This window comes from Paractinoplanes polyasparticus (genome assembly GCF_019710575.1).
Taxonomy (GTDB): Bacteria; Actinomycetota; Actinomycetes; order Mycobacteriales; family Micromonosporaceae; genus Actinoplanes; species Actinoplanes polyasparticus.
The window spans coordinates 1-25,350 of sequence record NZ_JAHWFK010000072.1; the positions used below are offsets into that span (position 1 = coordinate 1).

At 71.1% G+C, this 25,350-nt stretch carries 23 protein-coding genes and 3 pseudogenes; 13 read left to right on the forward strand and 13 right to left on the reverse strand.

Going from position 1 to position 25,350, the window contains the following annotated elements:
* Positions 1-617 precede the first annotated feature (617 nt).
* From KXC43_RS47520 to KXC43_RS47530, 3 genes and pseudogenes are all read right to left on the reverse strand, one after another.
* Positions 618-1,799 (reverse strand): annotated as a pseudogene (locus tag KXC43_RS47520) (MFS transporter); the annotation flags it as partial.
* A 73-nt stretch (positions 1,800-1,872) separates the two neighbouring features.
* The gene (locus KXC43_RS47525; RefSeq protein ID WP_221382908.1) at positions 1,873-2,451 is read right to left on the reverse strand and encodes an isochorismatase family protein; all 579 of its coding nucleotides are present in this window, start codon (positions 2,449-2,451) and stop codon (positions 1,873-1,875) included.
* 10 nt (positions 2,452-2,461) lie between these two features.
* Complete coding sequence (locus tag KXC43_RS47530; RefSeq protein WP_221382909.1) at positions 2,462-3,748, reverse strand: nicotinate phosphoribosyltransferase; 1,287 nt, start codon at positions 3,746-3,748, stop codon at positions 2,462-2,464.
* 106 nt (positions 3,749-3,854) lie between these two features.
* Here KXC43_RS47530 and clpS point away from each other — a divergent pair, with 106 nt between their 5' ends.
* From clpS to KXC43_RS47555, 5 genes and pseudogenes are all read left to right on the forward strand, one after another.
* Entirely contained in the window at positions 3,855-4,145 is a 291-nt protein-coding gene (gene clpS, locus KXC43_RS47535; protein ID WP_221382937.1) for an ATP-dependent Clp protease adapter ClpS, read from the forward strand.
* A 19-nt stretch (positions 4,146-4,164) separates the two neighbouring features.
* Complete coding sequence (locus KXC43_RS47540) at positions 4,165-4,665, forward strand: DUF2017 domain-containing protein (protein WP_221382910.1); 501 nt, start codon at positions 4,165-4,167, stop codon at positions 4,663-4,665.
* 47 nt (positions 4,666-4,712) lie between these two features.
* Positions 4,713-5,203 (forward strand): annotated as a pseudogene (locus KXC43_RS47545) (M67 family metallopeptidase).
* A 60-nt stretch (positions 5,204-5,263) separates the two neighbouring features.
* Positions 5,264-5,617, forward strand: coding sequence for a MoaD/ThiS family protein (locus KXC43_RS47550; protein ID WP_221382912.1), 354 nt, complete (start codon positions 5,264-5,266; stop codon positions 5,615-5,617).
* 7 nt (positions 5,618-5,624) lie between these two features.
* Positions 5,625-6,590 (forward strand): PLP-dependent cysteine synthase family protein, encoded by a 966-nt coding sequence (locus tag KXC43_RS47555; RefSeq protein ID WP_221382913.1) that lies wholly within the window; start codon positions 5,625-5,627, stop codon positions 6,588-6,590.
* Positions 6,591-6,620: 30 nt separating this feature from the next.
* On the opposite strand, the gene KXC43_RS47560 is transcribed toward KXC43_RS47555, so the two are convergent.
* Positions 6,621-7,031 carry a hypothetical protein gene (locus KXC43_RS47560; protein ID WP_221382914.1) on the reverse strand — a complete coding sequence of 137 codons (411 nt, stop codon included), beginning with the start codon at positions 7,029-7,031 and terminating at the stop codon, positions 6,621-6,623.
* Between the two features lie 261 nt (positions 7,032-7,292).
* Between KXC43_RS47560 and KXC43_RS47565 the strand changes: the two genes are divergently transcribed.
* The 5 genes from KXC43_RS47565 to KXC43_RS47585 all read left to right on the forward strand — a co-directional run bounded on the left by KXC43_RS47565 (position 7,293) and on the right by KXC43_RS47585 (position 10,947).
* Positions 7,293-8,039 (forward strand): MBL fold metallo-hydrolase, encoded by a 747-nt coding sequence (locus tag KXC43_RS47565; protein WP_221382915.1) that lies wholly within the window; start codon positions 7,293-7,295, stop codon positions 8,037-8,039.
* 70 nt (positions 8,040-8,109) lie between these two features.
* Entirely contained in the window at positions 8,110-9,294 is a 1,185-nt protein-coding gene (locus KXC43_RS47570; RefSeq protein WP_221382916.1) for a glycosyltransferase, read from the forward strand.
* Between the two features lie 59 nt (positions 9,295-9,353).
* On the forward strand, positions 9,354-10,082 hold the full coding sequence (gene rph, locus KXC43_RS47575) for a ribonuclease PH (protein ID WP_221382917.1): 729 nt from the start codon (positions 9,354-9,356) through the stop codon (positions 10,080-10,082).
* Positions 10,079-10,693 carry an RdgB/HAM1 family non-canonical purine NTP pyrophosphatase gene (gene rdgB, locus KXC43_RS47580; RefSeq protein WP_221382918.1) on the forward strand — a complete coding sequence of 205 codons (615 nt, stop codon included), beginning with the start codon at positions 10,079-10,081 and terminating at the stop codon, positions 10,691-10,693. The genes rph and rdgB overlap by 4 nt, the downstream gene beginning before the upstream one ends.
* 77 nt (positions 10,694-10,770) lie before the next feature.
* Positions 10,771-10,947, forward strand: coding sequence for a hypothetical protein (locus tag KXC43_RS47585; protein ID WP_221382919.1), 177 nt, complete (start codon positions 10,771-10,773; stop codon positions 10,945-10,947).
* Here KXC43_RS47585 and KXC43_RS47590 read toward each other — a convergent pair whose 3' ends face one another.
* The 8 genes and pseudogenes from KXC43_RS47590 to KXC43_RS47625 form a co-directional block, all read right to left on the reverse strand.
* Positions 10,948-11,085, reverse strand: a complete 138-nt coding sequence (locus KXC43_RS47590; RefSeq protein ID WP_221382920.1) for a hypothetical protein — start codon at positions 11,083-11,085, stop codon at positions 10,948-10,950. It abuts the gene before it with no gap.
* Positions 11,086-11,103: 18 nt separating this feature from the next.
* A complete protein-coding gene (gene hutH, locus KXC43_RS47595; RefSeq protein ID WP_221382921.1) occupies positions 11,104-12,642 on the reverse strand; it encodes a histidine ammonia-lyase in 1,539 nt (512 codons plus the stop codon).
* A gap of 21 nt (positions 12,643-12,663) precedes the next feature.
* Complete coding sequence (gene hutI / locus KXC43_RS47600; RefSeq protein ID WP_221382922.1) at positions 12,664-13,836, reverse strand: imidazolonepropionase; 1,173 nt, start codon at positions 13,834-13,836, stop codon at positions 12,664-12,666.
* A 134-nt stretch (positions 13,837-13,970) separates the two neighbouring features.
* Positions 13,971-15,347: pseudogene (locus KXC43_RS47605) on the reverse strand (formimidoylglutamate deiminase); the annotation flags it as partial.
* On the reverse strand, positions 15,344-16,519 hold the full coding sequence (locus KXC43_RS47610; protein ID WP_221382924.1) for an allantoate amidohydrolase: 1,176 nt from the start codon (positions 16,517-16,519) through the stop codon (positions 15,344-15,346). The pseudogene KXC43_RS47605 and the gene KXC43_RS47610, both read right to left, overlap by 4 nt.
* Positions 16,516-18,156, reverse strand: a complete 1,641-nt coding sequence (hutU, locus tag KXC43_RS47615) for a urocanate hydratase (protein ID WP_221382925.1) — start codon at positions 18,154-18,156, stop codon at positions 16,516-16,518. Before hutU ends, KXC43_RS47610 begins: the two co-directional genes overlap by 4 nt.
* Before the next feature lie 12 nt (positions 18,157-18,168).
* Positions 18,169-19,017 (reverse strand): MurR/RpiR family transcriptional regulator, encoded by an 849-nt coding sequence (locus KXC43_RS47620; protein ID WP_221382926.1) that lies wholly within the window; start codon positions 19,015-19,017, stop codon positions 18,169-18,171.
* A 164-nt stretch (positions 19,018-19,181) separates the two neighbouring features.
* Positions 19,182-20,159 (reverse strand): NAD-dependent epimerase/dehydratase family protein, encoded by a 978-nt coding sequence (locus tag KXC43_RS47625; protein ID WP_221382927.1) that lies wholly within the window; start codon positions 20,157-20,159, stop codon positions 19,182-19,184.
* Positions 20,160-20,255: 96 nt separating this feature from the next.
* Here KXC43_RS47625 and KXC43_RS53120 point away from each other — a divergent pair, with 96 nt between their 5' ends.
* Positions 20,256-20,822 carry a TetR/AcrR family transcriptional regulator gene (locus tag KXC43_RS53120; protein WP_308129586.1) on the forward strand — a complete coding sequence of 189 codons (567 nt, stop codon included), beginning with the start codon at positions 20,256-20,258 and terminating at the stop codon, positions 20,820-20,822.
* A 25-nt stretch (positions 20,823-20,847) separates the two neighbouring features.
* Here the strand turns inward: KXC43_RS53120 and KXC43_RS47635 are convergent, their stop codons facing one another.
* Positions 20,848-22,032 (reverse strand): hypothetical protein, encoded by a 1,185-nt coding sequence (locus tag KXC43_RS47635; RefSeq protein WP_221382928.1) that lies wholly within the window; start codon positions 22,030-22,032, stop codon positions 20,848-20,850.
* 140 nt (positions 22,033-22,172) lie between these two features.
* Between KXC43_RS47635 and KXC43_RS47640 the strand changes: the two genes are divergently transcribed.
* Positions 22,173-23,486, forward strand: a complete 1,314-nt coding sequence (locus KXC43_RS47640; protein WP_308129587.1) for an FAD-dependent oxidoreductase — start codon at positions 22,173-22,175, stop codon at positions 23,484-23,486.
* A gap of 4 nt (positions 23,487-23,490) precedes the next feature.
* Entirely contained in the window at positions 23,491-25,317 is a 1,827-nt protein-coding gene (locus tag KXC43_RS47645) for a leucine--tRNA ligase (RefSeq protein WP_221382929.1), read from the forward strand.
* Positions 25,318-25,350 lie beyond the last annotated feature (33 nt).

Sequence of the window (25,350 nt, forward strand, 5' to 3'; positions counted from 1 at the left end):
CGCCAGGGCGGAGGGGCCGGGCTGCGCCAGGGCGGAGGGGCCGGGCTGCGCCAGGGCGGAGGGGCCGGGCTGCGCCAGGGCGGAGGGGCCGGGCTGCGCCAAGGGGGCGCAACGGTCCGGCTGCGTCAGGGGCGGAGGGTCCGGATCCGTGAGGGGCGAGGGGGCGGCTCCGTCAGGGCCTTCAGCCGATCGGTGGGTGGTCAACCCGGGTCGGCGATGGCCGGGGCTCGGCCGTGCGCGGGAGCGGCAAAACTGAACGGCGGGGCCTGAGCGTCGGAGTTCGGCCGGCTGCGTAGCGGACGCCGGGTGGGTCAGGGGTGGCGGACGTGAAGTGGGTCGCCCTGTTTGGATGGGCCGTTGTCGGAGGCGGCTCGCTTCGGGTCGGTGGGGGCGAGGTGTGCCGGGTCGTCGCTGGTCGGCGTTGCGTGGTCGGTCGTGGCTGGGGCGTAGGTCAGCTCGGTGGTGGCGGCGTAGGCGGCCACGGCTGCGCCGGCGACGGCGGGCGGTTCCTCGACGAGTGGTTCGCCGTCGCGTGGGTGGATCATGCGGTGCGACGGAGCCCTGGCCGGCTCGCCATCGTGTGAGCCCGTGGCGGCCGCGGAGCCCGGCGTTGTGTCAGCGGCGGCGGCTCTGCGGCGGCGGCGGAGTTCGGTGGGGAGGACCAGCAGGGCGATCAGGACGCCGGCGCCGCCGACGGCTACGAAGCCCCAGGGAGGGGAGAAGCGGTCGGCCGCGAAGCCGGCGATCGGGCCGCCCAGGGCGACGCCCACCGTGAGCGACGAGTTGTGCAGGCCCATGGCCTCGCCGCGGGCGCCGGCCGGGATCATGCGGCTGATCGCGTCGGCCGTGGCGGTGATCAGTGGGGCGCAGAGGGCGCCGGCCGGGATCAGCAGCAGAGCGATCAGCCACCAGTGGGCGTGGCCGATGCCGACGAGCATGGTGGCCGCGGCCAGTGGGACGAGCAGGACCACCGGCGGCAGCGGGCGGCGGATCGTGCCGTAGGCGAAACCGCCCAGGAGTGAATAGAACGCCCACATGGTCATCACGAGGCCGGCCCAGCCCAGCTCGCCGTTGCCGCGCAGCACGGCCACGAGGGCGACGTCGGTGCCGGACAGGACCAGGGTCGCGGCCATCGTCACGGCCAGCAGGGCGACGAATCGGGGAGTGAGCCAACTGCGCCGCGGCACCCGCTGGCCGGCCGCGATGGGCGCCTCGTGCGCGGCCCGCACCGGCGGGTTGAGCAGCCACAGCCCGAGCCCGGAGAGCAGGATGCCCGCGGCGAGCATCAGCATCGCCCAGCGCGGCCCGGCGGTGGTGGCGACCAGCACGCCGAGGGCCGGGCCGGTCATGAACGACAGCTCGGTCGAGATGGAGTCGAGCGCGAACGCGGGCAGGCGCTGGGCCTCGGGCGTCAGGGCGCTGATCGACTGGCGGGCGACCGAGAACGCGGGCAGGGCCAGGACCCCGCCGAACAGTGCCATGGCCAGCAGCGTCCAGTACGGCACGGCCTGCGCGGCCGACCAGAAGATCACCTCGGCGACCGTGGTGAGCACCAGAACCAGACGCAAGCCGCGCCGGTCGATGAGCCGGCCCATGACGGGCGCGCCGACCGAGCCGCCGATTGTGAACGCCGCGCCGATCAGGCCGGCCGCGCCGTAACCCCGGCCCAGGTCGGTGACCACGTGCAGGGTGAGCACGACGGCGCCGGCCGCGATCGGGATGCGGGCCAGCGTCGCCACGGCCAGCAGGGATGGGATGCCGGGCAGGGCGAGGGTGTCTCGGTAAGGCTTGAGAAGCATGTGGTTCCTGACCTCCGGGGCTCATCCTGCCCCGGGGGTGCGACAAAAAACCAACTACTTGATCAAGCGGAAATCAGGACGAGACGACGGGCCGCCCGGTGGTCTCGATCGACGCCGCCTTGAGCTGTTCGAGCGCGGCCGCCGTCGTGCCGGCCGCGACACCGGCCGTGAGCTCCAGCAACACGGTCGTGTCGAAGCCCTCGGCCTTGGCGTCGAGCGCCGTAGCGCGTACGCAATGGTCGGTGGCGATGCCCACCAGTTCGACTTCGGTCACATTCCGCTCGCGCAGCCACGCGGCGAGGGTCTCGCCGTTCTCGCTCTTGCCCTCGAAGCCCGAGTACGCCGCCTGGTGTTCGCCCTTGCGGAAGATCGCCTCGATGCGGTCGGTGGCCAGCTCGGGGTGGAAGTCGGCGCCGCCCGAGCCGACCACGCAGTGCGGCGGCCAGCTGTCGACGTAGTCCGGGTGGTCACTGAAGTGGGCGCCCGGGTCGATGTGGTAGTCCTTGGTGGCGACGACGTGGTCCCACCGGTCGCCCGCCCTGCTCAGCACCAGCGAGATGCCCGCGGCGACGGCGGCGCCACCGGTGACGGCCAGCGAGCCGCCCTCGCAGAAGTCGTTCTGGACGTCGACGATGATCAGCGCTCGTGTCACGGGACAACCCCTAGCTGGTCGGGACGATGGTGACGGGGATGGCCGGGTCGCCGGCCGAGAGCTTGAGACCCTCCCACGGTATCGAGATCAGGCCCTGCCGCAGGTGCTCGCGCGACTCTTGCAGCGTCGGCAGCTCGACCACCTCGCCGCCGGCGACGAACGAGCGCTGGAGCAGCCGGTCGTTGGCGGCGTGGTCGGGCACGCCCTGCGACACGATGATCTCTTCGGTGGCCGTGCCGGTGGGCTTGTGCCGGCGTACGGCGGTCTTGCGGCCGCCGACGGTCGCCTTGTTCTCGGAGCGCTTGACGACCGGGCGTCCCTCGACCTCGACCAGCTTGTAGACGAGCCCGGCGGTGGGCGCGCCGGAGCCGGTGACCACCGCGGTGCCGGCGCCGTACATGTCGACCGGCTCGGCGGCGAGCGTGGCGATCGCGTACTCGTCCATGTCGCCGGAAACGACGATCTTGGTCTCGGTGGCGCCGAGCGAGTCGAGCAGCTCGCGTGAGTGCTGGGCCAGCACCGAGAGGTCGCCCGAATCGATCCGGACGGCCCGCAGGTCGGGGCCGGCCACGGCGATCGCGTTCCGGATGCCCTGGCCGATGTCGTACGTGTCGACCAGCAGCGTCGTGTTCTTGCCGAGGGCGGCCACCTGGGAGGCGAACGCGGCCGGCTCGTCGTCGTGGAGCAGCGTGAACGCGTGGGCCGACGTGCCGGTGGTCGGGATGCCGTAGCGGGCGCCCGCCGCGAGGTTGGAGGTCGACGCGAACCCGGCCAGGTAGGCGGCCCGGGCGGCGGCGATCGCAGAGTCCTCGTGCGTACGCCGGGAGCCCATCTCGATGATGGGCCGGCCCCGCGCCGCGGTGACCATGCGGGCCGCGGCCGAGGCGATCGCGGAGTCGTGGTTGAGCACCGAGAGGATCAGCGTCTCGAGCACCACACACTCGGCGAACGTGCCGCTGACGGTCAGGATCGGGGAGCCCGGGAAGAAGAGCTCACCCTCGGCGTACCCGTCGATGTCGCCCGTGAAGCGGTAGTCGGCGAGCCACCGGGCGGTCGTCTCGTCGACGATGCCGGCCCCGCGCAGGAAGTCGATCTCGGCCGGGCCGAACCGGAAGTTCCGGATCAGCTCGACCAGCCGGCCCGGCCCGGCCACCACGCCGTAGCGCCGGCCGCTGGCCAGGCGCCGGGCGAAGACCTCGAAGACGCACTGCCGGTCGGCCGTGCCGTCCTGAAGGGCGGCGCTGACCATGGTCAGCTCGTACTGATCGGTCATCAGCGCGGGGGCGTAGGTGTTCACGGAACCCACCCTATTGCGCCCGAGGGCCCCTTACGAACCGCGTCCTGACCTGCGGTTCGGTGTTCCGGTTCACCGATGCGGCAGAACCGGTGGCAACATGGTGGGCATGGCGCTGCCACAGGTCGCTCCCATCGAGAGCCCAGAGATCGAGGAGGCACCCGCTGACGACCGGCCGTGGGTGACGATCGTCTGGGATGATCCGGTCAACCTCATGTCGTACGTGACCTGGGTTTTTCAGAAGCTCTTCGGCTACTCGAAGGAGAAAGCCGAGGCGCTGATGCTCGACGTGCACACGAAAGGCCGGGCGGTGGTCAGCTCGGGTGCGCGTGAGCGCATGGAGATGGACGCCAATCAGCTGCACGGATACGGTCTCTGGGCGACGGTTGACCGGGACTGAACACCGCGGGAGAGGGCAGATGTTCCGACGCAACGGCAGCACGTGCGTGGCCACGTTCGCGGTCGACGAGGTGCGCGTCCTGCGCAAGGTCGCCGGTGAAGTGGTCGGCCTGCTGACCGACGGCATGGATCACACCGATCCGGTCGTCAGCCGGCTTTTCCCCGACATCTATCCGGACCGTCCGGACGATTCGGAGGAGTTCCGCCTCTATACCGAGGGGGAGCTCAAGACCGGCAAGATCGACCAGGCCGGGGCCATTCTCGCCGCCCTGCCCGACGAGGGCGAGGGTGAGGTGCGCCTCGACGGCGAGGCGGCCGAGGCCTGGCTGCGGGCGATCAACGACGCCCGGCTGGCCATGGGCACCCGGCTCGACATCCAGGCCGACACCGACCTGGGCGCCGAGCTCGACGACGCCGTGCTGCACGACCCGGGTTCCAGCCGCGTGTTCCAGCTCAGCGTGTACGCCTACCTCGGCTACCTGCAGGAGTCGCTGCTCAACGCGCTGCCCGAAATCGAGTGAGCGCCGCCACGCCGGGCTCTCCGCATTCTCACGGTAATGTGAACAGCGTGCTGACCATCGACAGCGCGATCGTCGACGCGATCGTCGCCCACGCCCGCCGGGATCACCCCGACGAGGCCTGTGGCGTCGTCGCCGGCCCGATCGGCAGCGACCTGCCGACCCGGCTCATCCCGATGGACAACGCCGCCCGGTCGATGACGTTCTACGAGTTCGACTCCATGGAACAGCTGCGCGTCTGGCGCGAGATGGACGACAACGACGAGGAGCCGGTGGTCATCTACCACTCGCACACGGCCACCGAGGCCTACCCGTCGCGCACCGACATCTCGTTCGCCGGCGAACCCGGCGCCCACTATGTGCTCGTTTCCACGCGCGAGAGCGACTCGGAGGAGATCCGATCGTTCCGCATAGTGGACGGCGTGGTGACCGAGGAAGAGATCAACATCGTGGATGCGACGGTAGACGCGTGATGGCTAGCGCTGTGCAGTCGTACATGTTCGGGCAGAGCCCGGTTTCGGTCGTTTACGAGTGTCGTTGACGACCACTCCGTAGACGATCCTGCCCTCAGTTCGACCTTCCTTTTGGAGCATTCACAGCCATGGCTATCGAAGTTCGCGTTCCGACCATCCTGCGCAGCTACACCGGCGGCGCCAAGACTGTCGAGGGCGCCGGTGAGACGCTGACCGCGCTGATCGACGACCTGGACGCCAAGCACAAGGGCCTCAAGGGGCGGCTGATCACCCCCGAGGGCGGCCTGCACCGCTTCGTCAACATCTACGTCAACGACGAGGACGTCCGCTTCCTGGGCGCGCTCGACGCCAAGCTCAGCGACGGTGACTCGATCACCATCCTGCCCGCCGTGGCCGGCGGCGCCCTGGGTTTCGCGGCGGCGGCCGCCCTGCTCGGGCGCCCGTCCAAGCACCTCGCTGCCGCTGTCTCGACTAAAGGCTGAGCTGACGATGGCTCGCTACGAGAGCCTGCTTGACGCCTTGGGGGGCACGCCGCTGGTCGGCCTGCCCCGCCTCTCACCGTCGGTGCCCGAGGGGGCGCCGGCGGTGCGGCTCTGGGCCAAGCTGGAAGACCGCAATCCGACCGGCAGCATCAAGGACCGGGCGGCGTTCTACATGGTGCGCGAGGCCGAGGAGTCCGGTCATCTGCACCCGGGCGACACCATTCTCGAGCCGACGAGCGGCAACACCGGCATCGCCCTGGCCATGGTGGCCAAGCTGCGCGGCTACCGCCTGGTCTGCGTGATGCCCGAGAACGTCTCGGCCGAACGGATTCAACTGCTTCGCATGTACGGCGCCGAGATTCTGTTCTCGCCGGCGGCGGGCGGCTCCAACCAGGCCGTCGCCACCGCCAAGCAGGTCGCCGCCGAGCATCCGGACTGGAAGATGCTGTACCAGTACGGCAACCCGGCCAACGCCCGCGCGCACTTCGAGACCACCGGCCCCGAGCTGCTGCAGGACCTGCCCACGATCACCCATTTCGTGGCCGGCCTGGGCACCACGGGCACGCTGATGGGCACCGGCCGCTTCCTGAAGGAAAAGGTCGACGGGATCCAGATCATCGCGGCCGAACCGCGCTACGGCGAGCTGGTCTACGGGCTTCGCAACATCGACGAGGGCTACGTCCCCGAGCTGTACGACGCCAGCGTGCTCGACCGTCGCTTCTCGGTCGGCACCCGCGACGCCGTGCTCCGCACCCGCCAGCTCGTCGAGGTCGAGGGCATCTTCGCCGGCTTCTCCAGCGGCGCCATCCTGCACGCCGCGCTGGCCGTGGCCCACGAGGCGGTCAAGGCGGGCCGCCGCGCCGATGTCGCCTTCGTGATCGCCGACGGTGGCTGGAAATACCTCTCGACCGGCGCCTACGGCGGCACACTCAACGACGCCGAAGAGGCCCTTGAAGGGCAGCTCTGGGCTTAGCGCGGTCCCGCGTGATCCACCAGATGCGCCCTAGTAAAGGACCGCAATCAGAATGTCGACTGTCAGTGGCCCGGCTGCGCAAGCGAGCAGGAGCCATGGCAGGAAGGCGCGGTGGATCGACAGGAACGCGCCGACCGTGAGAGCAATGCTCAGCAATCCGAATAGCGCGAGCGTCGGCACATACCAGAACGGCGCCCCGCCCAGCAGCGTGACAAATGCGAGCGCTCCCACGCCGACTGCGGCGAAGCCGAGAGCGGCTGCCCCTACGGCCATGGTCAGCAGGCGGGCCGTGCTGGGTGCGGGGTCATCGGGGGCAGGAAAACGGAAAAGCGTCTCATCGTCGTCCAGGCCCGCTCGCGCCGGTGTACTCTCCCACCCACCGAACGGCATGATCTCCGCCGCCTCGGTGCGCGTGGTGCGGTCTTTCTGGACCGTGCTCACGCTGCCTCCGTCTGTTCCGTCCTCTGAAGTCCTCGCTTTGTGCAACGCAAACGACTCACCGGACGTAACGGGAATTGCGTTAATGGTCGAGGTCACGGGCGGTGTGATGTACGTTGTCGATTTAGCGACAAATCGATCAGACGTTTACATGGCGCGCAGGCCCCGGCGTACGCTTCGCTCCGTGATTGACTGGTCTGAAAAGTTCAGCACGGACCGGTCGGGCGGGGCCTGTTCGACCCAGCGTGAGTCAGAGGGACCCGCATGCGACTGACCGTTCTCGGCTGTGCCGGCAGTTTTCCCGGCCCCGAGTCGGCTTGTTCCGCCTACCTCGTCGAGGCTGAGGGATTCCGGCTGCTCATCGACTTCGGATCGGGTTCGCTGTCCGCGCTTCAGCGCTACTCCGACATGAACTCGATCGACGCGATCATCCTGACCCACCTGCACTGCGATCACATGCTGGACGCCTGCACCTATATCGTCGTCCGGCGCTACGACCCGGCCGGCCCGCGGCCGCCGGTGCCGGTCTATGCCCCGCTCGGCGCGGCCGAGCGCATCTCCTCGGCGTACAGCCAGGAGAACGAGACGGTCGACGATGTCTACACGTTCTACGGTCTCCAGCCGGGAACGTTCCCGATCGGTCCCTTCACGGTCACCGTCGACCGGGTCAACCATCCCATCGAGACGTACGGCGTCCGGATCGAGCACGCTGGGCGAGTGCTCGCGTACTCCTCGGACACGGCGCCGTGCGAGCCGCTGCTGCGACTCGCCGCGGGTGCGGATTTGTTTTTGTGTGAGGCGAGTTACGCCGATGGCGCCGACAACCCGCCTGGCCTGCACCTGACCGGCGGCGAGGCGGGCGAGGCGGCGACCAAGGCGGACGTCGGTAAACTGCTGCTGACCCATCTCGTGCCCGCGTGGGTCTCGGAGGCATCTATTGTGGATGCCGCCGTGGCCGCGTTTACCGGACCGGTTGAGGTCGTGCGTCCAGGTGCCCGTTACGATCTCTGAGTCCTGGGCCGGGCGGGGGTGCGGTCCGAGCACGGGAGCACCCAGCGAATCGTGATCTTGGAGTTGTTGCATGCGCATTGTTCGCCTGGCCAACTTCGTGACAGCCCATTCGGGTGGCCTGCGGACCGCGCTTCGTAATCTCGGCGAGGGCTACCAGCGCGCCGGGCACGAAGCGGTGCTGATCGTTCCCGGACGTGAGCGCTCCGACAAAATGACCTCGCAGGGCCGCGTGATCACGCTGCCCAGCGCCCCGCTGCCGCGCACCGGCGGCTACCGCGTGATGACGAGCCGGCGCGAGCTCACCCAGCTGCTCGAGGAGCTCGAGCCCGACCGCCTCGAGGTCTCCGACCGCACCAGCCTGCGCTGGACGGGCGGCTGGGCACGGCAGCGCGGCGTCGGCTCGATGATGGTCTCGCACGAGAGCCTGGCCGGCCTCCTGGGCGTCTGGGGCGTGCCCAAGCGGGACGCGCTGGCCGACAAGTTCAACCTGCGGACGGCCGAGTTCTTCGACCAGATCATTTGCACCACCTCGTTCGCGGCGGCCGAGTTCCGCCGGCTGGGCGTGCCCAATCTGACCGAGGTGCCGCTCGGTGTCGACCTCGACGGGTTCCACCCGTCCCGGTGGGACGAGAGCATCCGCGAGCGCTACGCCCGTCCCGGCGAGCTGCTGATCGCTTTCGCCAGCCGGCTCTCCGGGCAGAAGCGCCCCGAGCTCGCCGTGGACACGATCGCCGCGCTGCGCAACGACAAGGTGCCCGCCGTGCTCGCCGTGGCCGGAGACGGCGTACGACGGGCCGCGCTGGCCTACCGTGCGGCCCGCCTGCCGGTCCGCTTCACCGGCCACATCGCCGACCGCACCGCCGTAGCCGGGCTGCTCGCCAGCGCCGACGTCGTGCTGGCTCCCGGTCCGGTCGAGACGTTCGGCATGACCGCCCTCGAGGCGCTGGCCTGCGGCACCCCGGTCGTGGTGAACGAGTCGAGCGCCCTGCCCGAGGTCGTGGGGGAGGCCGGCGTCGCGGTGCCCGGCACACCCGAGGCTTTCGCCGCGGGCGTACGCGGCCTGATGGAACGCCCGGAGCAGGAACGTCGCGCCGCCGCCCGCGCCCGGGCCGAGAACTTCGGCTGGCCGCAGGCGGTCGACGGCTTCCTGCGGGCCCACGGCGCGCTGCCCGAGGTGGCGCTGGCCGGCCGCAAGCGCCCCACCGCGGTGCTGCGCCCGGCTGTGCCCCGGCCGGCCGGCCCCACGCTCGGATAGTTATCCACAGGCGTGGGGCGGGCGCAGCGGTCCGGTCGTCGGCCTAATAAGGTTTGGGCATGGCACGCCCCGACGGCCGCGAGGCCGACCAACTGCGCCCGGTGACCCTCACGCGGAACTGGAGCATCCACCCCGAGGGGTCGGTGCTCGTCGAGTTCGGCAACACCCGGGTCCTCTGCACCGCGAGCGTCACCGAGGGCGTGCCGCGCTGGCGCAAGGGCTCCGGGCTCGGCTGGGTCACCGCGGAATACTCGATGCTGCCCCGCGCCACCAACACCCGCGGCGACCGCGAGAGCATCAAGGGCAAGGTCGGCGGCCGTACGCACGAGATCTCCCGCCTGATCGGCCGCAGCCTGCGCGCCTGCATCGACCTCAAGGCCCTGGGCGAGAACTCGATCGTCCTCGACTGCGACGTCCTGCAGGCCGACGGCGGCACCCGCACGGCCGCCATCACGGGCGCCTACGTCGCCCTGCACGACGCGGTGGGCTGGCTGGCCGAGCGCAAGTCCCTGGCCGGCCGGGTCGACAAGGTCATGCACCGCTCGATCCAGGCCGTCAGCGTCGGCATCATCGACGGCCAGCCCCGCCTCGACCTGATGTACACCGAAGACGTCAAGGCCGAGGTCGACATGAACGTGGTCTGCACCGGCGACGGTGACTTCGTCGAAGTGCAGGGCACGGGGGAGGACGGCGTCTTCCGCCGCGAGCAGCTCGACGCGCTGCTCGACCTGGCCGTCGCCGGCTGCGCCGACCTGGCCGCCGCCCAGCAGAAGGCGCTGGCCGCATGAGCGCCAAGCTGTTGCTGGCCACGGCCAACCACAAGAAGCTGGTCGAACTCCAGCGCATCCTCGACTCGTCGCTCGGCGCCAACCGCATCGCGCTGGTCGGCCTGGCCGAGTTCGAGGGCTATCCCGACGTGCCCGAGACGGGGCTGACGTTCGGCGAGAACGCACTGATCAAGGCCCGCGAGGGCGCGAAGCGCACCGGGCTGCCCACGGTGGCCGACGACTCGGGCCTCGCGGTCGACGCGCTCAGCGGCATGCCCGGCGTGTTCAGCGCCCGCTGGTCCGGCCGGCACGGCGACGACCAGGCCAACCTCGAGCTGGTGCTCGCCCAGATCTCCGACGTGGCCGACGAGCAGCGCGGCGGCGCCTTCGTCTGCGCGGCGGCGCTGGTGCTGCCCAACGGCCGCGAGCATCTGGTCGAGGGCCGCCAGCCCGGGCGCATTCTGCGGGCCGGCCGCGGCGAGGGCGGCTTCGGCTACGACCCGATCTTCCTGGGCGACGGCCAGAGCCGCACCAACGCCGAGTTGTCGCCCGCCGAGAAGGACGCGATCAGCCACCGGGGCAAGGCGTTCCGCGAGCTTTCCAAGGTCATCGCCCGCGAGGTGACGAGCTAGGGGCGCTCTCAGGAAGCTGTCAACAAGCTGAGACATGCTTGAGGGAGCGCCTGCCGAAATCGACTGGGGGAACTTTCATGCAGCTCCGTTTCGCCGCTCTCGTCGCGGCCACAGCGCTGGTGGGTCTCTCCGTGCTCTTCGCGAGCGAGCCGGTGAGCGCCCCCAGCCCGATCGCGGCGGCCAAGACGTTCGTCGTGGTCGAGCCCGAGGTCAACGACTGCCCATGGAAGGCCGGCACCGACCCCGCCGCCTGATCAACGCCCCCGATGCGCCGGGCGCCGCCCCGCCTGCGCCTCCACGAAGAGGTCGGGCAGGTGTCCGCCGGTGGCCGCGCTCAGGGAGCCGAGCGAGCAGGTGCCGGCGCAGTCGTGGCCCGGAACCGACACGATCACGTCAGTGAGCCCGGTGGCTCAGCGGAGCGGGCCGACGGCGTCCTCGATCGTGGCCCGCAGGGCGCGGCCGGCGACGACGGCGCGGACGTCCTCGAGGGCCGGGGCCAGGAAAAGGTCGGGGCCGGGGCGGCCCGCGGAGGCTTCCAGGGCGGCGATCGCGGCCCGGCCCGCGGCCGAGGGCACGAGTGGTTCGCGCAGCTGCAGGCCGCGTACGGCGGAGATCAGCTCGACGGCGAGCAGGCTGGTCAGGTTGTCAAGGACCGTGCGCAGCTTCTTGGTGGCGGCCCAGCCCATCGAGACGTGGTCCTCCTGCATGCCGCTCGTGGGCAGCGAGTCGACCGAGGCCGGTGAGGCCAGGCGGCGGTTCTCGGCGACGATGCCGGCCGCCGTGTACTGGGCAATCATCAGGCCGGAGTTGACCCCCGCGTCGGGCGAGAGGAACGGCGGCAGGTCACGGGAGCGGGTCACGTCGAGCAGGCGGTCGACGCGGCGCTCGGCGATCGCGCCCACCTCGGCGGCGGCGATGGCCAGGAAGTCGGCGGCGAAGCCGAGCGGGGCGCCGTGGAAGTTGCCGGTCGACTCGACGCGGCCGTCGGGCAGCACGACCGGGTTGTCCACAACGGACACCAGCTCGCGGCTCGCCACCGTGCGCACGAAGTCGAGCGTGTCGCGGGCCGCGCCGGCCACCTGCGGGGCGCAGCGCATCGAGTACGCGTCCTGCACCGCGTGGGCCAGGTCGTCCCGGTGCGAGTCCATGATTGCCGAACCCTGCAGCAGCTTCAGGATGTTGGCGGCCGACGCCGACTGGCCCGGGTGCGGCCGGATCTCGTGCAGCTCGGGCAGGAACGGCCGCTCCGAGCCGAGCATCGCCTCGATCGCCAGCGCCGCGGTGACGTCGGCCATCGCGAACAGGTGCTCGGCGTCGTCGATCGCGAGCAGCAGCATGCCCAGCATGCCGTCGGTGCCGTTGATCAGGGCCAGGCCCTCCTTGGCCGCCAGCTCGAGCGGTTCCAGGCCGACGGCATGCAGGGCCTCGGCGGCGGCGATCCGCGCGCCGTCCTTGCCCATCACCCAGCCCTCGCCCAGCAGCACGATCGCGCAGTGGGCGAGCGGGGCCAGGTCGCCCGAGGCGCCGAGCGAACCGTGCTCGGGCACCCAGGGCGTGATGTCATGGTTGAGCAGGTCGGCCAGGCCCTGCGCGAGCAGCGGGCGCACACCCGAGCGGCCCAGCGCGAGCGAGCGCAGGCGCAGCAGCATCATGGCCCGCACGACCTCGCGCGGCATGGGCGCGCCGATGCCCGCGGCGTGGGAGCGGATCAGCGCGTGCTGCAGCTCGGCGCGGCGTTCCGGGGCGATGGACGTGTTGGCCAGTGCGCCGAAGCCGGTCGACACCCCGTACACGGGACGGCCGGAGGCCTCGATCCGGTCGACGATCTCACGGCTGGTGGCCATGGCCGTGACGGTCTCGGGGGCGATCTCGACGCGGGCGTTACCGCGGGCGACCGCGAGCACATCGGCCGGGGTTACGCCGGTGGGCTGGACTACTACAACATTCATGAGAGCAAGCCTTTAGTCAGGTCAGGGGCCGGCGGTGGGGTGGTTGGACGGGACTCCGTTGTGCAGAACACTGCTGATCAGGGGTACGCCGGGCCGATAGGCCAGGTGCAGGTGGGACGGCGCGTCGAGCACCGTCAGGTCGGCTCGGGCGCCGGGGCGCAACCGGCCGATGTCGTCGCGGCGCAGCGCCTGCGCCCCGCCCGCCGTCGCCGCGTGCACGGCCTCGGCCGGGGTCATCCGCATGTCCCGGACGGCGAGCGCGATACAGAACGGCATCGACGACGTGTACGAGGAACCGGGGTTGCAGTCGGTAGCCAGCGCGACCGTGACACCGGCGTCGATCAGCCGGCGCGCGTCGGGATAGGGCGAGCGGGTCGAGAACTCGGCGCCCGGCAGCAAGGTCGCGACTGTCGCTGAACCGGCCAATGCGTCGACGTCCGCGCTGCTCAGATGCGTGCAGTGGTCGGCGCTGGCCGCACCCAGCTCGACCGCGAGCCGCACGCCGGGCCCCTCGGTCAACTGGTTGGCGTGTACGCGCAGGCCCAGGCCCTTCTGTTTACCCGCGGTGAGAACCGCGCGCGTCTGCTCCTCGTCGAACGCTCCGCGGTCACAGAAGACATCGACCCATTTCGCGTACGGGGCACAGGCCGCCAGCATCGAGCCGCGCACCAGGTCGACGTACTCGCCCGGGTCGCTGCCGGCCGGCACGACGTGCGCGCCCAGGAAGGTCGTCTCGTCGCTCAGCTCGCGGGCGATCCGCAGCGATCGGGCTTCGTCGTCGACGTTCAGCCCGTACCCGCTCTTGATCTCGATCGTCGTGGTTCCCTGCCGGCGTGCCTCCGCGACCAGTCGGCCGGCGTTGCGCCGCAGGTCGTCGTCGCTCGCGGCCCGGGTCGCGGCGACCGTGGTGCGGATGCCGCCGCCGGTGTAGGGCTTGCCGGCCATTCGCGCGCCGAACTCGGCTGCCCGGTCACCGGCGAAGACCAGATGCGCGTGACTGTCCACAAAGCCCGGTAGCGCGGCGCCGCCCCCGGCGTCGATCCGCCGGTCGGAGGCCGGCGCCTGCGCGGACGGCCCGATCCAGGCGATGCGATCACCCTCGACCACCACGGCGACATCACGCCGCAGACCGAGCAGCCCCTCGCCCTCGTCGTTGGTGACGAGCTCGCCGATGTTGTCGATCAAAATGCTCATGCGCGGCCATCCTCGGCGTGCGGAGTGACGCTTTGAGCGAGTCGACCGCGATCATCCGCGCGCTCGGTGTCGTTTTGAGCGAGCCGTCCGCCGCGCTGAGCGTTTGTGGTGCTGCCTTGAGCGCTGCGCTCATCCGTCAGCTCGGCGATCGTTTCGGCCAGCGCTCGTGGCGCGTCGATCGTCCGGTGGTGGCCGTCGGCGACGATCACGCGGCCGTCGGCGATCACGTGGGTGATGTCGGCAGCGGTAGCGGCGAGGATCGCCTGCGCGGGATCGGCGCCGGCCGTACGGACGCTGTCGAGCCGCACGCACACGAAGTCGGCCCGGCGGCCCACGGCGATCTCGCCGGCATCGGGCCAGCCGATCGCGTCGTGATTGGTGGCGGCCGCGATCAGTTCGGCCGGGGTGAAGCGTCCACGCTGCTCACTGGCGAGCCGGTCGTTCATCTCCAGGCCGCGCAGCTCTTCGAACTGGTCGATCACGGCGTGGCTGTCGCTGCCCAGGCTGAGTTTCGCGCCCGCTTCGGCGAGCCGTCGCGCCGGCCCGATGCCGTCGGCCAGGTCGCGTTCGGTCGTGGGGCAGAAGCAGACGTGGTGATTGCCCAGGATGTCGATGTCGCGGTCGGTGAGGTGCGTCGCATGCACGGCGACGGTGTTCTCTCGCCAGACTCCGTTGCGCTCGAGCAGTTCGGCGGGCGTGCAGCCGTGCGCGGCGACGGTTTGCTGGTTTTCCGCGCGCTGCTCGGACAGATGAACATGCACGGGCAGTCCCGCGGTCCGATCGGCGAAGCGCGTCATCTCGGACGCGGGGACCGCCCGCACCGAATGCAGCGCCGCGCCGATCCGCGCGTGCGGCGAGGGACGCAGGCCGGCTACTCGCTCGGACCAGGCGTCGAGGTCGCCGTCGCCGAAGCGCCGCTGCACACCCTCCAACGGCTTACCGTCCACAGTGGCCGTCAGATACAGCGTGTCCAGCAACGTGATCCGGATGCCCGCGTCGGCCGCCGCCTGAACAAGCGCGCGCCCCATCGCGTTGGGATCGTCGTAGGGGACGCCGTCCGGGCCGTGGTGCAGGTAGTGGAACTCGCCAACCGCGGTGATGCCGGCCAGCGCCATTTCGGCATATACGCCCCGGGCCAGCGCGTAGTAGTTGTCCGGATCGAGGCGGCCGGCCACGGAGTACATCAGATCGCGCCAGGTCCAGAAGCTGCCGCCACCCGCGTGGGTGCGCCCGCGCAGCGCCCGATGAAAGGCGTGCGAGTGCGCATTGGCGAAGCCCGGAACAACCAGGCCGGAAAGGCGGACGGCCGACGTCCCCCGGCCGGCATGTGCGCTGTCGGGGGCGGATACCGCCGGCACGTCTGCCGAGTCACCGGCCAAGCCGTCCGAGACGACCCGCGATCCGGCTGAGTCGGGCGTGACCTTCGTGATCACGCCGTCGCGCACCTCGATGCGGACGTTGCGGGCCAGGCGGCCGCCCGTCCAGGCGTACGGAGCGAAATAGACCGTCATGTGAGGTCGCCCAGCACCCGCGCGAGCGCGCCGATGCCGGCCACGCAGTCCTCCTCCTCGGCATGCTCGGCCGGCGAGTGCGAGATCCCCGTCGGGTTGCGCACGAACAACATGGCCGTCGGCACGTGGGCCGACAGCACCCCCGCGTCGTGCCCCGCGCCCGTCGGCAGAATCGGCACGTCGCCCAGCAGCGAGGCGATCCGCGTGGCGAGCGGCTTCTCGAACGTCACCTCGGCGCTGTACGACTCCGGGGTCACCGCGACCTCGGTGCCGTCCCGTCCGGCCCGGTCGTGGGCCCGCTTGATCACGGCGTCGACCAGCCCGTCGAGCGTGCCCGTCTCGGCCGCCCGCGCGTCCAGCCACGCGCGCACCAGCGACGGGATCGCGTTGGTGGCGTTGGGTTCCACCTCGACCCGGGCCATCGTGGCGGTCGCTCCGGCCAGCCGGGCCTCCTTGTTGGCCGCCAGCACCGTGTACGCGAAGGTCAGCATCGGGTCCCGCCGGTCCGTCATGCTCGTGGTGCCGGCGTGGTCGCCGATGCCGGTGAAGTCGAAGCGCCACCGCCCGTGCGGCCAGATCGCGCTGGCCACCCCGACCGGCACCTCGAGCGCCCGGCCCTGCTCGATGTGCAGCTCCACCAGCGCGTTGATCCGGCCGGTGAGCCCGGGCAGGCGCCCCGCCGGCGTACCCCCGAGGGCCTCGCCGAACGTGATGCCCTCGCGGTCGGTCAGCGCGGCCGCCTGCTCGGGTTCGATCGCCCCGCTCAGCAGCCGCGATCCCAGGCAGGGCACGCCGAACCGGCCGCCCTCCTCCTCGACGAAGGCGACCACGGCGATCGGCCGCCGCGGCACCCGGCCCTGGCGGCGCATCTCGTCGATGGCGAGGAACGCGCTGACGATGCCGAGCGGGCCGTCGAAGCCCCCGCCGTGCGGCACCGAGTCGAAGTGCGAGCCGGTGAGCACCGCGTCGTGGCCCCACTGATCGCCCCACCATGCGAACAGGTTGCCGTTGCCGTCGTCGGTGACCGGCATGTCGCGGCGCGCGGCCTGGTTGCGGAACCAGTCGCGCAGCACGAGTTCGGGTTCGTCCAGCGCGTACCGCAGGTAGCCGCCGTTGCGGGCCCGCCCGATCGGCGCGATCCCGTTCCAGAGTTCGGCGAACGTCGCGGTCACGGAGCCTCCCGCCGCATCGGGAGGTGCACGCCCGCGGCGGCCTGCGACTCGTAGCCCGCGTCGACGTGCCGCATCACCCCCGTGCCGGGGTCGTTGGTGAGCACGCGCTCGATCTTCTGCCCGGCCAGCGGCGTGCCGTCGGCCACGCAGACCTGCCCGGCGTGGATGGAACGGCCGATGCCCACGCCGCCGCCGTGATGGATCGACACCCAGCTCGCCCCGCTGGCCGTGTTGAGCATCGCGTTCAGCAGCGGCCAGTCGGCGATCGCGTCGGAGCCGTCGAGCATTGACTCGGTCTCGCGGTAGGGCGAGGCGACGGAGCCCGAGTCGAGGTGGTCGCGGCCGATCACCAGCGGCGCCTTGAGCTCGCCCGAGGCGACCATGTCGTTGAACCGGACGCCGGCCTTGTCCCGCTCGCCGTAGCCCAGCCAGCAGATGCGGGCGGGGAGTCCCTGGAACGCGACGCGCTCCTCGGCCATCTTCATCCAGCGTGCCAGCGACTCGTTCTCCGGAAAGAGGTCGAGGATGGCCTTGTCGGTGGCGGCGATGTCGGCCGGGTCGCCCGAGAGCGCCGCCCAGCGGAACGGACCCTTGCCCTCGGCGAAGAGCGGCCTGATGTACGCCGGGACGAAGCCCGGGAAGGCGAACGCGCGCTGATAACCGGCCAGCTGGGCCTCGCCGCGGATCGAGTTGCCGTAGTCGAACACCTCGGCCCCGGCATCGAGGAACCCGACCATCGCGGCGACTTGCTTGGCCATGCTGCCGCGGGCGCGCTCGGTGAACTCCTCGGGTTTCTTGCGGGCGTACTCGGCCGCGTCCGCCGGTTCGATGCCGACCGGCAGATACGAGAGCGGGTCGTGGGCGCTGGTCTGGTCGGTGACGACGTCGACCTCGACGCCGCGGGTGAGGATCTCGCCGAACACCAGCGCCGCGTTGCCGACGACCCCGATCGAGACGGCACGCTTCTCCGCTTTCGCAGCGAGAGCGCGGGCAAGGGCATCGTCCAGGTCGTCGGCGATCTCGTCGAGGTAGCGGGTGTCGACCCGGCGCTGCAGGCGGGTGCGGTCGACGTCGACGATCAGGCAGACGCCCCCGTTCATGGTGACCGCGAGCGGTTGCGCGCCACCCATGCCGCCGCAGCCGCCGGTGAGGGTCAGCGTGCCGGCCAGCGTGCCGTTGAACCGCTTGGCAGCGACGGCGGCGAAGGTCTCGTACGTGCCCTGAAGGATGCCCTGAGTGCCGATGTAGATCCAGGACCCGGCGGTCATCTGGCCGTACATGGTCAGGCCCAGATTTTCGAGGCGGCGGAACTCGGGCCAGTTCGCCCAGTCACCGACGAGGTTGGAGTTGGCGATCAGCACGCGGGGGGCCCATTCGTGCGTACGGAACACACCCACCGGACGACCCGACTGCACCAGCAGCGTCTCGTCGCCGTCCAGCTCGTCGAGCTCCCGCACGATCGCGTGGTAGGACGGCCAGTCGCGCGCGGCCCGCCCGGTGCCGCCGTAGACCACCAGGTCCTCGGGGCGCTCGGCCACGTCCGGGTCGAGGTTGTTCATCAGCATCCGCTTGGCGGCCTCCTGCGGCCAGCCCTTCGCGGTGTACGCCGCGCCGCGTGGTGCCCGGATCTCCGACATCGTCGCCCTTCCTCACGCTTGAAAGATCTGCCGGCGCGTGGCCGTCGCCTCGAACTGCTCCAGCCGTCGCTGCACCGGTTCGGGGTCGGCGTCACACATCGCCTGAAGAACCACCATCGCCATCGCCATCGGCCCCGTGTGCAGGTCGAACACCAGCCGCGTGCCGACCGCGGCGGGCAGCACGACATCCGCGTGCTCGGCGACCGGCGACACGGCCGAATCGGTGATCGCCACCACCGCGTACCCCATGCTCCTGGCCTCCCGGACCGCCTCCAGCGACTCACGCGGATAGCGCGGCAACACCAGCGCCAGCATCGCATCGGCGCCGGCCGCGCGGGCCTGATCGAGCCGGTCGAGCAGAGACGTGCCACCCGAGTCGAGCACCCGCACGTCCGGGTGCACCTTGCTGGCGAAGTACCCGAAATACCCGACCAGCGGCGCGGCCGACCGCAGCCCCAGCACCGGAAGCGGCCGGCTGGCCACCAGAAGCTCGGCCCCACGGCGTACGTCGTCGAGCCGTTCCAGCTGCTGGCAGAGGCGCCCGAGGTGCTCCGCCTCGGCGGCGATCGCCCCCTGCATGGCGTTGTGCTCCCGGACGAGTCCCCCGTCCGGGCCGTCGGTCAGTTCCCGCAGCACCCGCCGCAGGGCCGGATACCCCTCGTACCCGAGGGCGATGGCGAACCGCGTGACCGACGGCTGACTGACCCCGGCCAGGTCGGCCACCTCGGCCGCGGAGAGATAGGCGACCTTGCCCGCATGCTCCACGAGGCAGTGCGCGATGCGCCGCTGCGTGGGCGTCAACCGCGCCCCGGCGAACAGGTCGAGCACCCGCTCACCCGCCCTGACCCCTCCGTCATTCACCTGCGCAGCTTATGCATAAAATCTTTCAGAGCGCCAGAGGGTGCGGCTCAGGAACGCTTCGAGTGCGCGGTCGCGGCCGATGAGCCGGGGCAGCCGCCGGGTATGAGCGCCAAGGCGACCTCCGGCCGGCGCTGCTTTATGAATTTCCTTCCGGTACCGGGAAGTCAGGATCGGGCCATGCGACGCAGGCCCTCGTCCACGGAGATCGTGGGCTGGTAACCCAGGCTGGTGCGGGCGCGGGTGATGTCGTAGACCCGGTCGCGGCCCATGAAGGTGACGATCCAGTGGGTGAGGGGCGGTGGGGTGGTGCTGCGCCGGGCCTTGGCGGCGGTCTCCATCAGGGTGGCGACGGGTGCGGCCATCGCCCGGGGGAAGCTGCCGGCGCCGCTCACGTCGATCCCGCGGGTGGCGAGCAGGGAGGTGAAGAACTGCCGGGCCGTACGGGGATCGCCGTCGGTGATGTAGCAGATGAGGCTGTGTTCCCCGCGGGTCATCGCCAGCGTGACAGCGTGGGCGAGGTTGTCGAAGTGGCAGTAGTCGACCAGGTGACGGCCTCCGTCGATCCAGGAGAACCGGCCGGCCTCGACCGACTCGACGAATCCCTCCAGGTTGTGGGCGCTGGGGCTGCCCCAGAGGAAGGGGGGCCGGAGGATCACCAGGGTGGTGCCGCCGTGCGGCAGAGCGAGCAGTTCCTGTTCGGTGCGCAGTTTGACCCGGCTGTACGCGATGTTCGGCCGTCCCGGGTCCGAATCCTCGTCTACCGTGTCCGCCCGGTTGCTGCCGGTGGACACGCTGGCTGCCGAGATCAGTACGAAGCGCCCGACCCGTGCGGCCACCGCGGCCCGGTAGAGCGCGACGGTGGGCCGTAGGTTGCGGTCGACGAACAACTGATCCGGGCCCCAGAACTCCATGAACGCCGCCGCGTGGACCACAGCGTCGACGCGCCCGAGGACGTCGAGCCAGGCCGGCGTGGTGGCGATTTCCGCCAGGTCGCCGCGCACCGGCACCGCTCCGGCCGCCTCGACCGTCTGCGCGGCCGCGGTCGACCTGGCGAGTGCGTGCACCGTGTGCCCCTCGGTGATCAGGCGGCGGATGATCGCGCCGCCGGCGGAGCCGGAGCCCCCGGTGAGAAAGACGTCCATGGAAAGCCTCCAGAGTTTCGGCGCGCCCGGTTGACGCTGTCACCTGAATCAGGTTGAGGCATTCAGTTGACGTTGTCAACTCTGTAGGATGGCTCGGTGATCAGCCGCGTGGAGTCCGCCGCCGCCACCCGCCGTGCCCTCCTCGACGCCGCAGCCGGACTGCTCGACGAAGGCGGACCGGAAGCGGTGACGCTGCGGGAGGTGGGCGCACGGGCGGGCGTCAGTCGTGGCGCGCCCTACCGGCACTTCGCAGACAAGGACGACCTCCTGACCGCGATCGCGGCCCAGGCCTGGAATGCATTGGCCGATCAGGCCGTCACGCTGGGCGCGGACCCGGAGCTGTCCACCCGGGACAAGGTGCGGGCGATGCTCGCCGGGATGCTCGCCACCGGCCGGGAACGACCACACCTTTACCGGTTGATGCACCGGCCACCGGCCGGACCCGAAGTGCTGCAGGCGGCCGGGCGCAGCCAGGGTCCGTTCATCGCGGCCTTGAGCGACCTGGTCGGTGCGGCGCAAGCCCACCGTTTCGGGGCTGTGCTGCTCAGCGGCGCACACGGGGCCATCGGCATGGAAGCCAGCGGTCAGCTCACCCGGGACAAGTGGAAGACCGACGCCGACGAGATCCTCGACACCCTCGTCGGACTGCTTCCCGCGAGGTGACGAGCCGGGGCCCGTCGTGAACCTGTCAGGCGCCGCGGGCCGGCCGGCGGGAGCGGATGGTTTCGACGTGCCGGTCGATCTCGTGCGGGCTCAGCTGGCGGTACTGGTCGTAGCGCTTGCCGCGGCCGATCTCGGCCAGGATGGTCGAGTGGGTCCAGGCGCCGTCGGGGGCGATGTGCTGGTCGGTGGCGTAGCCGTCGGGGGTCGCCGACTGGCGTACCACCTGCCAGAACCGGTCGCCGTCGAGGATGGCGTAGTAGCGGTGGATCGGCGGCGCGTCGACGGCCAGCATGCGGCGCACCTCAGCGACATCGGCCGCCGCCAGCGCGCGGACGGTGGGCCAGGGCAGCCGCAACTCGTCGCCGGGAGCGGTCAGCTGCGGCCACAGCTTCAGGCCGGCGTGCTCGGTGAGGGTGTCGAAGACGAAGGGCCGCGTCGCGAAGTCGGCAGCCTCGCCTTCGAGGGCCAGGGTCAGCAGCAGCCGCATGACATGCCGGACGGCGTCGTGATGGCCGGGGCCGAACTCGAACGTCAGCGGACCGCCGTCGACCAGGGAGGCCGGGAAGGGATCGGCCCGGACGCTGCCGTCCGCTTCCGGCGTGAGCGCGAGCAGCGGCCCGGCCGGGGAACCGGGGACCGGGCGGTCCGCGGCCAGCACAGTCTCGTCGGTCCAGGTGGCTGCCACCGCGGGATCGCGGTGGCCCTCGGCGCACATCCGTGACCCGGCCAGCACCAGCACGTAGCGCCCGGTCCGGTCGCGGTACGCCTCGCGGACCTCGCCCCGCCCGGCGTGCTTCAGCAGGGTGGCGAGCCGATGCTGTCGCAGGGCCGCCGGCAGGTCCACCACCGGTGTCAGCGAGCGCAGCCACGTCTCGGCCACCGGGCCGGCCCAGGTGGCGGTGATCGGAATCGGGCGGGCGGCGCGGACGCGGTCCAGGTGCGGCGAACGTGGCCGCCGGTCGATGATCTCGGTCATCACGTCCTGGAACATCAGGCGCGACAGCCGCCCGGCCGCGCTGAGGTAAACGTCGGCCAGCGGGTCGTCGCGGTCCATCGCACCCGCGGCCGCTTCCAGCGCGATGACCTCGCCGGCGGCCGCCGCACCGCGCTCCCGACCGGCGTCGTCCGCGGTCAGGGCGGCCCAGGCCAGCGGATACGACGTCGGGAGTCCAGCCTGTCGCGCCAGTTCGAGGGTGGTCGACTCGGACATACGCCCTCCTTGTCGACAATCATCCTGCCCAACGATGTCAACCGGCGGCGGTCACCGCCGACCTCACCGGCACGCGTCGTCTGTCGGTGTCCGGATAGGTGGGTCGCGCCGGGACCGGGTTCCTCGGTTGACTGGCCTTCGTGGAGAACGAAGCAGTGGTGATCGGAGCCGGGATAGCCGGGCTGACCGCGGCCCGCGTGCTGAGCGACCGGTACGACCAGGTGACCGTGCTCGACCGGGACGAGCTGCCCGACGAGCCGGTGCCCCGGCGCGGCGTGCCGCAGGGGACCCAACCGCACATCCTGCTCGCGTCGGGGCTGCGGGAGCTGGACGCGCGCCTCCCGGGTTTCGAGGCGGAGCTGATCGCGGCCGGCGGCACGAAGTTCGACATGGGCACCGGCCTGTGCACCTACCGCCTCGGCCGGCGCTGGCCGTCGGTGGCCACGGGGGTCGAGCTGGTGGCGGCCACCCGGCCGCTCATCGAAGGGCTGCTGCGGGACCGGGTGACCAAGCTGCCGGGCGTGACCATCCGCCACCGGGTGGCGGTGTCGGGACTGACCGGGTCGGCGGCGGGGGTGACCGGCGTCCTCCTCGACAGCGGCGAGACGATCGGTTCCGGCCTGGTCGTCGACTGCACCGGGCGCGGGGCTCGGTCCGACCGGTGGCTCACCGCGCTCGGTCTGCCGACGCCGGCACAGCTCGAGGTCAAGGTCGGGGTGGCGTACGCGTCCCGCCTCTATCGACGCCGGCCCGGTGACCTGCCGGACTGGGAGGCCATCTTCACCCTGCCCACCTCGCCCCACGAACGGGTGGACGGCCTGGTCTTCCCCGTGGAGGGCGACCGCTGGCTGGTGGCGATCGGCGGCTGGCACTTTCCGGAGGTGCCGACTGACGTCGAGGCCTTCGAACGGTTCGCCCGCGAGCTCCCCGATCCCTTGCTGGGTGAGCTGATCGGCCGGGCCGAGCCGCTGAGCGACATCGTGGTCGCGAAGTTCCCGTCGTCCCGCCGCCGGCTGTTCGAGCAGCTGGAGGAGCCGCCGCCGGGCTACGTCGCGCTGGGCGATGCGATCTGCAGCGTCAACCCGATCTACGGCCAGGGGATGGCCTGCGCGGCCCTCTCGGCCGGTGCGTTGGGGGCGGCTCTCGACAAGCATTCCGGTACGGCGATGGCCCGCGAGTACTACGCCGCCGTCGCCACCATCGTCGAGACGCCGTGGCAGTTCGCGGTGGGCGGCGACTTCGGCTATTCGCAGACGACCGGGCCCCGCCCGCGCGGCATCAAGCTGCTGAACTGGTACTCGCGTCAGATCGCGTACGCGTCGCAGATCGACGCCGAGGTCAACCGCGCGTTCGTCCGGGTGCAGCAGTTGCTCGACCCGCCCTCGGTGCTCACCCGGCCCGAATTCGTGTTGCGCGTGCTGCGGAAGGCGGGGGAGCGTAGACGCCAGGGGTGAGGGCATGGGCGACTACGACTTCGCGGCGCTGGAACGCAAATGGCGGCCGGTGTGGGAATCGCTCGACCGGCCCGGCGGTGCGCCGCGGCGCACGGTCGTCGACATGTTCGCGTACCCGTCCGGCGACCTGCACATGGGCCACGCCGAGGCGTACGCGCTGGGCGATGTCGTCGCCCGTTTCTGGACTCAGCAGGGCTTCGACGTGCTGCACCCGGTGGGCTGGGACTCGTTCGGACTGCCCGCCGAGAACGCGGCCCGTAAGCGCGGCATCCATCCGGCCGACTGGACCTACGCCAACATCGAGACACAGGCCGAGTCGTTCCGGCGGTACGCGACGTCGGTCGACTGGCGCACCCGGCTGCACACCAGCGACCCGTCGTTCTACCACTGGACACAATGGATCTTTCTGCGCCTGCTCGAGGGCGGCCTGGCCGAGCGCCGCCGGGCGCCGGTCAACTGGTGCCCCACTGATCGGACCGTTCTCGCCAACGAGCAGGTGATCGCCGGGTGCTGCGAGCGCTGCGGCGCCCGCGTCGTGCCGCGTGAGCTGACGCAGTGGTTTCTGCGGATCACGGCGTACGCGGATCAGTTGCTCGACGACATGGCCGAGCTCGAAGGCCGGTGGCCGGCCGCCGTCCTCACCATGCAGCGCAACTGGATCGGCCGGGCCGGCGGCACGTACCGGCTGCACGACTGGTTGGTTTCCCGGCAGCGGTACTGGGGCTGCCCGATCCCGGTCGTGCACTGTGGACGCTGCGGCGTCGTGCCGGTGCCCGATGACCAACTGCCGGTGGTGCTGCCCGACCTGCGCGGGGCCGACCTGCCCGGTGCCCGCGAGTGGGTGGAAGTCGACTGCCCACGGTGCGGCGAGCCGGCCGAACGGGAGACAGACACGCTCGACACCTTCGTCGACTCGTCGTGGTACTTCCTGCGGTACTGCTCACCGTCGTACGAGAAGGGGCCTTTCGATCCGGACGAGGTGCGGCGGTGGATGCCGGTCGACCAGTACATCGGCGGTTCCGACCACGCTGTGCTGCACCTGTTGTACGCCCGGTTCCTCACGAAGGCGCTGCGCGATCTGGGCCTGATCGATTTCGGCGAGCCGTTCCGTCACCTGCTCACCCAGGGCCAGGTGCTGCTGAACGGCGCGGCGATGAGCAAGTCGAAGGGCAACCTGGTCCGCCTGGGCGAACAGCTCGACACGTACGGCGCGGACGCGGTCCGGCTGACCATGGTGTTCGCCGGCCCGCCGGAGGAGGACATCGACTGGGCCGACGTGTCACCGGCCGGTTCCCTACGCTTCCTGGCGCGTGCGCTGCGCCTGGCGAGCCGGGTGACGTCGGCGCCCGGCGTGGCCCCCGAGCTGGGCGACCCCGAGCTGCGCCGCACCACGCACCGCCTGCTGCGGCAGATAACTGACCTGCTCGAGAACCGCCGCTTCAACGTCGCGGTGGCCCGCACGATGCAACTGGCCACCGCGGCCCGCCACGCACCCGCGGCCGATCCGGCCACTCGTGAGGCCGCCGAGGCCCTGGCCGTGGTGTTGTCGCTCTTCACCCCGTACGCGGCCGAAGAGATGTGGTCCCGCCTGGGCCACCACCCCGGCGTGGCCTTCGCCGGCTGGCCCTCGATCGACCCCACCCTGGCCACCGATCCCACCGTGACCTGTGTCGTGCAGGTCGACGGCAAGGTCCGCAACCGCCTGCGGGTGCCGGCCGGCATCGACGCCGCCGAACTGGAAGAGCTGGCCCTGGCCGCCGTCGGCCTCCGCCCGGCCCGGGTGATCGTCCGCCCGCCCCACCTCGTCAACGTGCTGACCTCTTTCGAGTAATTCGGGTGTGGCAGTCTGCGGTGAGCCGGACAG